We start from the raw sequence: 12,246 nt of genomic DNA on the forward strand, positions 1-12,246 counted from the left end.
CCGGGCCAGTCAGCCGGCCATCCGGAGAGCCGTCTGCCCCATGGATGATCCAGGGAGGAGTTCATGGCAGAGAACAGACGCGCCGGACCGCTGGCCCGCGAGACGATGGCCTACGTACTGGCCGGCGGACGCGGCAGTCGGCTGATGGAGATGACCGACAGCCGCGCCAAGCCGGCCGTCTTCTTCGGCGGCAAGACGCGGATCATCGACTTCGCGCTCTCCAACGCCATCAATTCCGGTATCCGCCGCATCGGCGTCGCCACCCAGTACAAGGCCCACAGCCTGATCCGGCACCTGCAGAACGGCTGGAACTTCCTGCGGCCGGGCCGCAACGAGAGCTTCGACATCCTGCCCGCCAGCCAGCGCGTGTCCGAGGACCAGTGGTACGCCGGCACCGCCGACGCCGTGTACCAGAATATCGACATCATCGAATCCTACGCGCCGCGCTACATCGTCATCCTGGCCGGCGACCACGTCTACAAGATGGACTACGAGATCATGCTCCAGCAGCATGTGGATTCGGGTGCGGACGTGACGGTCGGCTGCCTCGAAGTGCCGCGCATGGAGGCTGTCGCCTTCGGCGTCATGCATGTCGACGAGAACTACAACATCACCGATTTCGTCGAGAAGCCGGCCGATCCCCCCGCCATTCCGGGCCGTCCCGACACGGCGCTGGCCTCGATGGGCATCTATGTCTTCGAGACCAACTTCCTGATGGACCAGCTGCGCCGCGACGCCGCCGATCCCGGATCGAGCCGCGACTTCGGCAAGAACATCATCCCGCATATCGTCAAGCACGGCCGCGCCGTCGCCCATCGCTTCAACCTGTCGGTGGTGCGCTCGGAGAACGAGCCGGACGACGAGGCCTACTGGCGCGACGTCGGCACGGTAGACGCCTACTGGCAGGCCAATATCGACCTGACCGACATCATCCCGCCGCTCGACATCTACGACCGCGACTGGCCGATCTGGACCTATGCCGACGTGGTGCCGCCGGCCAAGTTCGTCCATGACGAGGACGGCCGCCGGGGCTCGGCGATCTCCTCGCTGGTCTCGGGCGACTGCATCATCTCCGGCGGTCAGCTGCACCGCTCGCTGCTGTTCACCGGGGTGCGCCAGCGCTCCTATTCCATGCTCGACCACGCGGTCGTGTTGCCCCAGTGCCGTATCGGCCGCCACGCCCGCATCACCAGGGCGGTGCTCGACCGCGGCGTGGAAATCCCCGACGGCCTGGTGATCGGCGAGGATCCCGAGCTCGACGCCAAGCGGTTCCGCCGCACGGCGAACGGCATTTGCCTCGTCACCAAGCCGATGATCGACAGGCTCACCTACTGATGACCACCGGCGTGCTCTCCGTCGCCTCGGAAGTCTTCCCGCTGATCAAGACCGGCGGGCTGGCGGACGTGGCGGGGGCGCTTCCCGCCTCGCTGGCGGCCCACGACTTTGCCGTGCGCACGCTGATGCCGGGCTATCCCGATGTCATGCGGCAGATCGACAACGCCGACATCGCCTGCCGTTTCGACGATCTCTTCGGCGGGCCGGCGCGCGTCCTTGCGGCGACCGCCGGCGGGCTCGACCTTCTCGTCCTCGACGCGCCGCATCTCTTCGACCGGACCGGCGGTCCCTATGTGTCGAGCGCCGGCCACGACCACGCCGACAACTGGGCCCGCTTCGCGGCGCTGTCGAAGGCCGGCGCCGAGATCGGCCAGGGTGCGATCCCGGGCTTCGCACCGGCGATCGTCCATGCCCATGACTGGCAGGCGGCGCTGACGCCGGTCTATCTGGCGGTGTCCGGCAAGCCGCGGCCGCGCACCGTGGTGACCATCCACAACCTCGCCTTCCAGGGCAATTTCCCCTATCAGATCTTCCCGCGCCTTGGCCTGCCGCCATCCGCCTGGTCGATCGAGGGCGTCGAATATTACGGCAATGTCGGCTATCTGAAGGGCGGCCTGCACGCTGCCGACGCGGTCACCACCGTCAGCCCGACCTATGCCGAGGAGATCCTGACGCCGGGCGGCGGCATGGGGCTCGACGGCCTGTTGCGCGGGCGCGGCGAGCGGCTGGTCGGCATCGTCAACGGCATCGACACCGAGGTCTGGAACCCCAAGACCGATCCCGACATCCCGCATCATTACAGCGCCCGCTCGCCCAAGGCGCGCCAGCGCAACAAGCGGGCGCTGGAGACCGAGTTCGGCCTCGCCCATGAGGACGGCCCGATCGTCGCCGTGGTCAGCCGCCTGACCTGGCAGAAGGGCCTCGACCTCGTCGCCGACGCCTGCGACGACCTTGTCGAACGCGGCGTGCGCATGGTCGTGGTCGGCTCCGGCGAGCCGATGATCGAGGGCAGTTTCCAGGCCGCCCATACCCGGCATCCGAACAAGATCGGCGTGCGCATCGGCTATGACGAGGCCTTGTCCCACCGGGTCCAGGCCGGCGCCGACGCGATCCTCGTGCCGTCGCGCTTCGAGCCCTGCGGCCTCACCCAGCTCTACGGCCTGCGCTATGGCTGCATTCCGGTGGTCGCCAAGGTCGGCGGCCTCGCCGACACGGTGATCGACGCCAACCACGCCGCCATCACCGCCGGCGTTGCCACCGGCTTCATCTTCGCGCCGCCCACGCGCGACGACCTCATCGACGCCGTCGACCGGATGCAGCGGCTGTATGCCGACCCGGCCGCCTGGCGCCAGCTACAGCTCAGCGCGATGCAATCCGACGTATCCTGGCGCAGCAGCGCCGGGCACTACGCCCAACTCTTCCGCGATCTTATCGGAGACCAGCGGCCATGATCGAGACGATCGCCACCAAGCCCTTCAACGACCAGAAGCCCGGCACCTCGGGCCTGCGCAAGAGCGTCCCGCACTTCCGCCAGGCCAATTACGCCGAGAATTTCATCCAGGCGATCTTCGACGCCGCCGACAGCCATGACGGCGAGACCCTGGTGATCGGCGGCGACGGCCGCTTCTACAATCGCGAGGTGATCCAGACCGCGATCCGCATGGCTGCCGGCAACGGCTATGGCCGCGTCGTCGTCGGCCGCGGCGGCATCCTGTCGACGCCAGCCGCCTCCAACCTGATCCGCATCCGCAAGGCGGCCGGCGGCATCATCCTGTCGGCCAGCCACAATCCCGGCGGCCCGAAGGGCGATTTCGGCATCAAGTACAATGTCGCCAATGGCGGTCCGGCGCCGGAGAAGATCACCTCCGCGATCTTCGAGCGCACGCGGACGATGTCGCAGTACCGCATCTGGTCCGGCGACGCCCCGAGCCTTGCCGAACTTGGCGAGACAAAGCTTGGCGACATGGTGGTCGAGGTCATCGACCCGGTCGCCGACTATGCCGCGCTGATGGAAAAGCTGTTCGATTTCGGCCAGATCCGCGACCTCATCGCCTCCGGCTTCACCCTGCGCTTCGACGCCATGCACGCCGTGACCGGCCCCTATGCCAAGGAAATACTGGAGAACCGGCTCGGCGCACCGCTCGGCACGGTGATCAATGGCGAGCCGCTGGAGGATTTCGGTGGCGGACATCCCGATCCCAACGCGGTCCACGCCGCGACGCTGATCAACCAGCTGATGGCGCCCAACGGACCGGATTTCGGTGCGGCTTCCGACGGCGACGGTGACCGCAACCTGATCGTCGGCAAGGGCATCGTCGTTTCGCCCTCGGATTCGCTGGCGGTCTTGGCCGCCAACGCCCATCTGGCGCCGGCCTACACGGACGGTATCGCCGGCATCGCCCGCTCCATGCCGACCAGCCAGGCCGCCGACCGGGTCGCCGCCAAGCGCGGCATCGGCATGTACGAGACGCCCACCGGCTGGAAGTTCTTCGGCACGCTGCTCGATGCCGGCAAGGTGACCATCTGCGGCGAGGAGAGCGCCGGCACCGGCTCCGACCATGTCCGCGAGAAGGACGGCCTGTGGGCGGTGCTCTTGTGGCTCAACATCCTGGCCGTGCGCCGCGAGAGCGTGCAGGCGATCCTGGAAAGCCACTGGGCCGAGTTCGGGCGCAATTACTACCAGCGCCACGACTACGAGGAGGTCGACGCCAAGGCGGCCGAGGGGCTGATGGGCTCGCTGCATGATCGCCTCGCCTCCATGGCCGGCCAGCGCTTCGGCACGCTTGTCGTTTCCGAGGCCGACGATTTTTCCTACAAGGACCCGGTCGACGGCTCGGTCGCCACCGGCCAGGGCGTGCGGATCGTCTTCTCCGGCGGCTCGCGCATCGTCTACCGCCTGTCGGGCACCGGCACCAAGGGCGCTACCCTGCGCGTCTATATCGAGCGCTACGAGCCCGACCGCACCCGCCACGACATTGCCCCCGAACAGGCGCTGGCCGAGCTCATCGACACGGCCTCGGCGATCGGCGAGATCGGCAAGCGCACCGGCCGCACGGCGCCGGACGTCATCACCTGACCGCAGGGACGGCATGACCTACGCAATCACGGCCGAGCGCGGCAGGCCCGCCGCGCTCGGCGCGACGCTCGACGGCGACGGCGTCCATTTCGCCGTCCACTCCGAGAATGCCGACGCCATCCAGCTCTGCCTCTTCGACCCGACCGGCACGCGGGAAACCGCGCGGCTCGTCCTGCCCGGCGAAAAGGACGGCCGGCACTACGGCTTCGTGCCGGGCCTTGCGGCCGGCGCCCGCTACGGCCTTCGTGCGCTTGGCCCCTACCGACCGAAGGACGGCCATCGCTTCGACCCGTCCAAGCTCCTCGCCGATCCCTATGCGGTGCAACTCGACCGCCCCTTCCTCTATCATCCGGTGCTCGCAGCCCCGCCCGAGCGCCAGCTCGACAGTGCGCCCTACATGCCGCGGGCGCTCGTCACTGCGCTCGATCGCAGCGCCGCGCCCCTGCCCTTTGCCGCCCCCGGCCTGACCTACGAGGTGCTGGTCCGCGCCTATTCCCAGCGCCATCCGGATGTCCCGGCCGAGATCCGCGGTACCGTCGCCGCCCTCGCCGAACCCGTCTTCCTCGATCACATGGAGAAGCTCGGCGTCGAGACCGTTGAGCTGATGCCCCTCGCCGCCTGGATCGACGAGGGCCATCTCTCGGCACACGGCCTGACCAATGCCTGGGGCTACAATCCGATCACCCACATGGCGCCCGACCCGCGGCTTGCGCCGGGCGGCTTTGCCGAGATCCGCCGGGTGGTCGATGCGCTCCATGCGCGCGGCATCAAGGTGCTGCTCGACGTCGTGCTGAACCATTCCGGCGAGGGCGACGAGAACGGGCCGACGGTCTGCTATCGCGGCCTCGACAATCTCCTCTACTACCGCCACGCCGAGGACGAGCCGGGCCTGCTCGTCAACGACACCGGCACCGGCAACACCCTTGCCACCCACCGCGAACCGGTGGCGCGGCTGTGCATCGACGCACTGCGAACCTGGGTCGAGGCGACCGGCCTCGACGGCTTCCGCTACGATCTCGCCCCGGTGATGGGACGGCTGGACGACGGCTTCTCAGCCGACGCGCCGTTCTTCCGCATGCTCGCCGCCGATCCCGTCCTGAAGCACCGCATCCATGTCGCCGAACCCTGGGACATCGGTCCCGGCGGCTACCAGGTCGGCCGGTTTCCCAAGCCCTGGTTCGAATGGCAGGACAAGTTCCGCGACGATGTCCGCCGCTTCTGGCGCGGCGATGCCGGCATGGTCGGGGCGCTGGCGACGCGCCTCGCCGGCTCGGCCGATCTCTACGACCGCGACGGCCGCCGCCCGTCGAGCGGCGTCAATTTCATCGCCGCCCATGACGGCTTCTCGCTGGCCGATATCGCCGCCTATGCCGAGAAGCACAACGCGGCCAATTGCGAGGGCAATCGCGACGGCCACAACGACAACCACTCCTGGAACAACGGCGTCGAGGGTGAGACCGACGATCCGGCCATCCTCGACGCGCGCGGCAAGGACATCCGCGCCATGCTGGCGACGCTGATGGTCGCGCGCGGCACGCCGATGCTGGTGGCCGGCGACGAATTCGGCCGCAGCCAGGGCGGCAACAACAATGGCTATGCCCAGGACAACGAGATCACCTGGCTCGACTGGGCGCGGGCCGACACGGATCTCGCCGCCTTCGTCGCCCGGCTGTCGCAACTGCGCCGTGCCCATCCGGCCCTCAACGCCGACCGCTTCCTCACCGGCCGCCCGGTCGAGGGCGGCGACGTCGAGGACGTCGTCTGGCTGCGCGAGGATGGCGCCCCCATGGAGCCCGGCGACTGGTCCGATCCGGAAAGGCGCTTCCTCGGCATGTCGGTCTATGCGCCGCGCGGCGAAGACGACATCGAGAGCGAGCGGGCGGTGATCTATCTCAATGCCGGCGACGCCGACATCGCGGTCACGCTGCCGCCGCCGCGCCCCGACCACGCCTATTGCCTGCATCTCCAGTCGGACTGGCCGCAGCTCGAACCCCGGCGCATCGACGCGGCGGACGGGCTCATCGTCCAGTCCCGTTCGGTGTTCGTCATCCTCGAGGAGCGGCTCTGATCGCCGCGCCGTCCACAGGCGTGGCACCGGACCGGTTTGCTGCGGCCCCGGCGAGCCGGTAAGAACGGCAGGCGCGCGGCGATGCTCCGCGCCCCCTTGACCGCGAACCGGGCCCGTATCCCATGCCCATCCAGCAGCTCTCCGATGCCCTGATTGACCAGATCGCTGCCGGCGAAGTCGTCGAGCGGCCGGCCAGCGTCGTCAAGGAGCTGGTCGAGAACGCCCTCGATGCCGGCGCAAGGCGCATCGAGATCGCCACGGCCGGCGGCGGCAAGAATCTCATCCGGATCAGCGACGACGGCTGCGGCATTCCGGCCGCCGAGATGCCGCTGGCGGTGCGCCGCCATTGCACCTCCAAGCTCGCCGGCGGCCTCGACGCTATCGGCACCCTCGGCTTTCGCGGCGAGGCCCTGCCCTCGATCGGCTCGGTCGGCCGGCTCAGCCTGAAGTCCCGGGCCGCCGGCAGCGACGAAGCCTACGAGATCTGCGTCGAGGCGGGCCGCCCCTCCGAGCTGCGCCCCACCGCCCTGTCCCGGGGCACGGTGATCGAGGTCCGCGATCTCTTCCACGCCGTGCCCGCCCGGCTGAAATTCCTGAAGAGCGACCGGGCCGAATCCAGCGCGATCACCGAGATCGTCCGGCGCATCGCCATCGCCTTTCCGGGCGTCCGCTTCGAGCTGTCCGGCCCCGACCGCACGACGACGGTGTTCGAGGCGGTGCCCGGCGACGCACCGCTGCCGCGCATCGCCGACGTGCTGACGCAGGACTTCGCCGACAATGCCATCCCGGTGGACGCCATGCGCGAGGACGTGCGGCTGCGCGGCTTTGCCGGGATCCCGACCTACAATCGCGGCAATGGCCAGCAGCAATTCTTCTACGTCAATGGCCGGCCGGTCCGCGACAAGACGCTGCATTCGGCCCTGCGCGGCGCCTATGCCGACGTTCTGGCCCGCGACCGCCATCCCGTCGCGGTCCTGTTTCTCGACCTCGACCCGGCCCTCGTCGACGTCAATGTCCATCCGGCCAAGGCCGATGTGCGGTTCCGCGATCCAGGGCTGGTGCGCGGCCTGATCGTCGGCTCGCTGCGCCAGGCCTTCAACGAGGCCGGCCTGCGTTCGGCGACCACCAACGCCTCCGGTCTGATGGCCCGCTTCCGGGGCGCCGCCCCCGCCGAGCCGGCACCGGTGACGCCGGCCCCGCGCCGTTTCGACGGCTTCGCGCCCGGCGGCTTCGCCGCGCCGCGCCAGGCCGCTTATGCCGCCGAGGCCTCGCCCTACCGGCCCCTCGATATGGGCGCCGATGCCGCGACCCTCGACCGCGCAGCTGACGCCGGCTCCGCCGCCACGCCGGCGCCCGCCGCCTACGCTGCCGCCAACACCGAGCCCACCGAGGACGGGGCGAACGGGGCCGACCATCCGCTGGGTGCGGCCAAGGCGCAGTTCCACCGCAACTTCATCGTGTCCGAGACCGAGGACGGCATCGTCATCGTCGACCAGCACGCCGCCCATGAGCGCCTCGTCTACGAGGCGTTGAAGACGGCCCTGCACGGCCGCCCCCTCGCCTCGCAGCTGCTGCTGATCCCGGAGATCGTCGATCTGCCGGAGGACGACGTCGATCGCCTCGCCGAGCAGGCGGAGACCTTCGCCCGGCTCGGCCTCGGCATCGAGCGCTTCGGTCCCGGCGCGGTGGCCGTGCGCGAGACGCCGGCGATCCTCGGCAGCGTCGATTGCCAGCGTCTGGTGCGCGACCTCGCCGACGAGCTCGCCGAGGCCGGCACCGCCGACGCCGTGCGCGGCCGCATTGACCATGTCGCCGCGACCATCGCCTGCCACGGCTCGGTGCGCTCGGGACGGCTGATGAAGCCGGAAGAGATGAACGCGCTCCTGCGCGACATGGAGGCGACGCCCGGCTCAGGCCAGTGCAATCACGGCCGGCCGACCTTCATCGAGCTGAAGCTCGCCGACATCGAGAAGATGTTCGGCCGCCGCTGAAGGCGAGGCGGTGCCATTTGACGGCTCCCCGGCCCGGCGTTAGTCAGAAGCCGACCGACCGGCTGGCAATGCCGGTCCACCGACAGCGGAGACATCCATGAACCGCATGGAGAATGGCGGCGAGGCGAAGCTGCGCTACGGCACGCCCGATTTTCAGGTCGTGCGGCCCGGCGCCTATGTGCGCTGCGCCGTGACCGGCGAGGCGATCCCGCTCGACCTGTTGCGCTACTGGAGCGTCGAGCGCCAGGAAGCCTATGTCGACGGCGAGGCCTCGTTCCGCCGCGAAAAGGAAGTCGCCAGCAAGGGCTGAGACGGACCGCTCCGGCCGCTCAGCCGAATTTGCGACGACGGAAGGCGCGCCGCGTATCGCGGATGATGCGGGCGCCGAGGCTCTGCGGCGCGAAGCCGAGCGCCACGTCGAGCACCTCGCATTCCTTCAGGAACAGCTGCATCGCGGCGGATCCCGTTGCCAGCCGCACCGCATCCTTGCGCGTCGTCACCATCTGCAGGCCTTCGCGCCAGGCCGAGGCCGACAGATCGTCCATGTCGTCGCTGGAAAAGACATGGTGGTCGGGAAAGTCGCGGGTCTCGACGATCTCGGCGCCGAGCGCGGTCAGGCTGGCGTAGAATTTCGCCGGATCGGCGATGCCGGCGAAGGCCAGCACCCGCAGCCCGGCGAAGCGGGCGCCGTTCTCCGGCTCCAGTGCCGCCTCGAAGATCGGCTTGTTGCCCCGCGCCGTCTGCCGGATGACGGCATCGCCGGCGCTGCCCTCGCCGATCACCAATAGTGCGTCGGCATAGCGGATCTGGTCGATGAGCGGCGCGCGTACAGGCCCGGCCGGCACCACGGCGCCATTGCCGAGACCACGCCGCGCATCCACCGCGATCAGCGCGAAGTCGATCGCCAGCCGGGCGCTCTGGAAGCCGTCATCCATGATGATGAAGTCGACGCCGCGCTCGGCGAGCAGCTTCTGCGCGGCCTGCCGGCGGTTCACCGCGACGCAGGTCGGCGCGACGCTCGCCAGGAGCAGCGGCTCGTCGCCGACCTCGGCCGCGCTGTGATGGGCCGGATCGACCAGCACGGCGCCGCGGCTGGCCCGCCCGTGGCCGCGCGACACGAAGCCGGGGCGCAGCCCCTCGGCGAGCGCGGCGCGCCCGAGCGCCATGGCGGTCGGCGTCTTGCCGCCTCCCCCGACGGTAAAGTTTCCGACGCACAGTACTGGCACCCCGACATCGGCGCGCTCGCCGTGCTCCAGATTGCGCCGGGCCACGCGCCCGTAGACCGCCGCCGCCGGTGCCAGCATCAGGCTCTGCCAGGCTTTCGGCCGCCACCAGAAGGGCGGCGTCTCGGCCCGCATCATCGCGGCGCCGCCGGACGGTTGCAGCGGTCAAGGCCCACCGACAGCTTCAGCGGATGCAGGAACGGCTGCAGTGCCTGCATGGTCCGCGGCAGCGCGCCGCGCATCTCCTCCACCGTCGTCGCCGAGGCCCGCTTCATGCGGGCAAGCGCGGCGGGATCGTCGAGGATCTGCACAAGGCAGGCGGCCAGCGTGTCGCCGTCGCGCACGATCTTGGCGCCGCCATTCTTCAACAGCCGCTGATAGGCGTCGCGGAAATTCTGGACATAGCGGCCCGACAGGATCGCGGTGCCCAGCATCGCCGCCTCGAGCGGGTTCTGGCCGCCCTCGCCGGTCACCGACTTGCCGAGAAAGGCGATGTCGGTGAGCCGCAGATAGAGCCCCATCTCGCCCATCGTGTCGCCGAGCAGGATATCGGTTTCCGCATCGGGAAGGTCGCCCCGGCTGCGCCGCGCGACCTTGAGGCCGGCGCCGGTCAGCTCGGCCTCGATCTCGTCGCCGCGCGTCGTGTGGCGCGGCACCACAATCGTCAGAAGGCCGGGATGGCTTGCGGCCAGCTTGCGATGCACCTCGCCGGCCAGCGTCTCCTCGCCGGCATGGGTGGAGAGCGCCGCCCAGCGGGGCCGCTCGCCCAGCGCCGCGATCATCTCGTCCAGCGCCGCGCCGGGGCTTGGCGGCGGAGCGGTATCGGCCTTCAGATTGCCCGCCACCGAAACGGCCCGCGCGCCCAGGAGATGGAAGCGCTCGCCGTCCACATCCGACTGGGCGACCACATGCGCCAGTGTTTCCATCAGCGCCTCGGCGAGCCACGGCGCCGACTTCCAGCGCTTGAACGAGCGGTCCGACAGGCGCGCATTGACCAGCACCTGCGGAATGCGCCGCCGGTTCAGCTCCATCAGCGTCGTCGGCCAGATCTCGCTTTCCGCCACGATCGCCACGTCCGGGCACCAATGGTCGAGGAAGCGATGGATGGAGGGGCCGAGATCGAGCGGCACATATTGGTGGATGACGCAGTCGCCGAGCCGTTCGGCGACCAGCGTCGCCGAGGTCATCGTGCCGGTGGTCATCAGGACGGAGATGCCGTCGGCCGCGATCGCCCGCACCAGCGGCGTGACCGCGGCGCTTTCGCCGACGCTCGCCGCATGCACCCAGACCAGCGGACCGGCCGGGCGCTCGACACTGGCATGACCGTAGCGTTCGCGGCGGCGCAAGGGGTCTTCCTTGCCCCGCGAGGTGCGGTAGCCGACATAGGGGCCGAGCAGCGGATAGACGAGCGTGCCGGCCGCCCGGTAGGAGGCGAGTGCGGCGCGGGCCAGGAAATCGCTCACGCAACCCTCCCGACCAGCCGCTCGGCCGCGACATTCGCCGCCTCGATCGCCAGCGTGATCTCGCGCCGCTTGGCCTCCATCTCCTCCGCGTCGGCATCGGCCGCCACATGGATCGGTTCGCCGACCACCACCGCAATGCGGCCGAAGGGCAGCGGCACCGTCGTCTTGTCCCAGGAACTCTCGACCACGTAGCGCCGGCTGGTGACCGCCGCCGACGGCAGGACCGGCCGGCCGGAAATCCGCGCCAGCGTGACGATGCCGAGCCCCGCGTCGCGCGGCACGCCCTTCGGCACGTCGGCGATCATGCAGACGCCGAAGCCGCGGGCGAGATAGCGGCGCAGCGCGATCAGCGCCTTGGCCCCGCCCTTCTGGGCCCGCACCGGTCCGGCGCGTCCGCCCGAGCCGCGCACCGTCTCAATGCCGAAGCGCGCGACCACGGCGGCGTTCATCTCCGCGTCGGCATTGCGCGACAGGAGCGCGACATAGGGCAGTTCGGCCGGCCGGAAGAACGGCGCCAGAAGATGCTGCCCGTGCCACAGGCCGACGATCGCCGGATGCTCGGCGGTCAGCCGGGCCCGCCAGTCGGTCGAGCCAGGCGCTTCCCTCTGGGTCGCATGGACGAGGCGCAGACCGCGATAGATCGCGCTGCCGCCGACCGCCATGGTCGCCGGGCTGCGGAGCAGGCGCCGGACGCGCTTGCGCCACGCGCGCAGGGTCCCCCGCGGGCGTTTCGGCGGAGCGCCGTCCTCGCCGGTTCGAGCCTGTGCCATCAATTCATCCGACATCGACGTCAGCCTGACCGCCTGTCCGGGGACAGACCGGCCTCACTGCTTGTCCGGGTCCATCAGCCGGTGCATGTGGACGATGAAATACCGCATGGCGGCGTTGTCCACGGTCTGCTGCGCCTTCGACCGCCAGGCCGTCAGGGCCGAGGCGTAGTCGGGAAAGATGCCGACGATGTCGAGATTGTCGAGGTCCTTGAAATCGACGCTCTGGAGATCGTCCAGTTCGCCACCGAAGACCAGGTGAAGAAGCTGCTTGGGTTTCTGCTCTTCCATCATGTCCTCTTTCGTCCTGCACCGCGCCGCGC

The 12,246-nt window shown here is 69.7% G+C and carries 10 protein-coding genes; 6 read left to right on the plus strand and 4 right to left on the minus strand.

The window, feature by feature from the left end; all coding sequences use genetic code 11:
• The first annotated feature begins 63 nt into the window (after positions 1-63).
• The 6 genes from glgC to H536_RS0104010 all read left to right on the plus strand — a co-directional run bounded on the left by glgC (position 64) and on the right by H536_RS0104010 (position 8,780).
• Complete coding sequence (glgC, locus tag H536_RS0103985; protein WP_009208321.1) at positions 64-1,335, plus strand: glucose-1-phosphate adenylyltransferase; 1,272 nt, start codon at positions 64-66, stop codon at positions 1,333-1,335.
• A complete protein-coding gene (glgA, locus tag H536_RS0103990; protein WP_024349237.1) occupies positions 1,335-2,786 on the plus strand; it encodes a glycogen synthase GlgA in 1,452 nt (483 codons plus the stop codon). The genes glgC and glgA overlap by 1 nt, the downstream gene beginning before the upstream one ends.
• Complete coding sequence (locus tag H536_RS0103995) at positions 2,783-4,411, plus strand: alpha-D-glucose phosphate-specific phosphoglucomutase (RefSeq protein ID WP_024349238.1); 1,629 nt, start codon at positions 2,783-2,785, stop codon at positions 4,409-4,411. Before glgA ends, H536_RS0103995 begins: the two co-directional genes overlap by 4 nt.
• Positions 4,412-4,424: 13 nt before the next feature.
• A complete protein-coding gene (gene glgX / locus H536_RS0104000; RefSeq protein ID WP_024349239.1) occupies positions 4,425-6,479 on the plus strand; it encodes a glycogen debranching protein GlgX in 2,055 nt (684 codons plus the stop codon).
• Positions 6,480-6,601: 122 nt separating this feature from the next.
• Positions 6,602-8,470, plus strand: a complete 1,869-nt coding sequence (gene mutL / locus H536_RS0104005) for a DNA mismatch repair endonuclease MutL (RefSeq protein WP_024349240.1) — start codon at positions 6,602-6,604, stop codon at positions 8,468-8,470.
• Between the two features lie 97 nt (positions 8,471-8,567).
• Complete coding sequence (locus H536_RS0104010) at positions 8,568-8,780, plus strand: DUF2093 domain-containing protein (RefSeq protein WP_024349241.1); 213 nt, start codon at positions 8,568-8,570, stop codon at positions 8,778-8,780.
• Positions 8,781-8,799: 19 nt separating this feature from the next.
• Here H536_RS0104010 and lpxK read toward each other — a convergent pair whose 3' ends face one another.
• From lpxK to H536_RS0104030, 4 genes are read right to left on the minus strand one after another with little or no spacing between them, the layout of a single operon-like run.
• Positions 8,800-9,828, minus strand: a complete 1,029-nt coding sequence (lpxK, locus tag H536_RS0104015) for a tetraacyldisaccharide 4'-kinase (RefSeq protein ID WP_024349242.1) — start codon at positions 9,826-9,828, stop codon at positions 8,800-8,802.
• Positions 9,828-11,156, minus strand: a complete 1,329-nt coding sequence (gene waaA / locus H536_RS0104020; RefSeq protein ID WP_024349243.1) for a lipid IV(A) 3-deoxy-D-manno-octulosonic acid transferase — start codon at positions 11,154-11,156, stop codon at positions 9,828-9,830. The genes lpxK and waaA overlap by 1 nt, the downstream gene beginning before the upstream one ends.
• Positions 11,153-11,926: a lysophospholipid acyltransferase family protein gene (locus H536_RS0104025; RefSeq protein ID WP_244495391.1), complete on the minus strand. Its 774-nt coding sequence runs from the start codon at positions 11,924-11,926 to the stop codon at positions 11,153-11,155. Before H536_RS0104025 ends, waaA begins: the two co-directional genes overlap by 4 nt.
• A 54-nt stretch (positions 11,927-11,980) precedes the next feature.
• On the minus strand, positions 11,981-12,217 hold the full coding sequence (locus H536_RS0104030) for a DUF4170 domain-containing protein (protein WP_024349245.1): 237 nt from the start codon (positions 12,215-12,217) through the stop codon (positions 11,981-11,983).
• Positions 12,218-12,246: the final 29 nt, after the last annotated feature.

The sequence above is a fragment of the Aurantimonas coralicida DSM 14790 genome (assembly GCF_000421645.1).
In the GTDB taxonomy this organism is placed as follows: domain Bacteria; phylum Pseudomonadota; class Alphaproteobacteria; order Rhizobiales; family Rhizobiaceae; genus Aurantimonas; species Aurantimonas coralicida.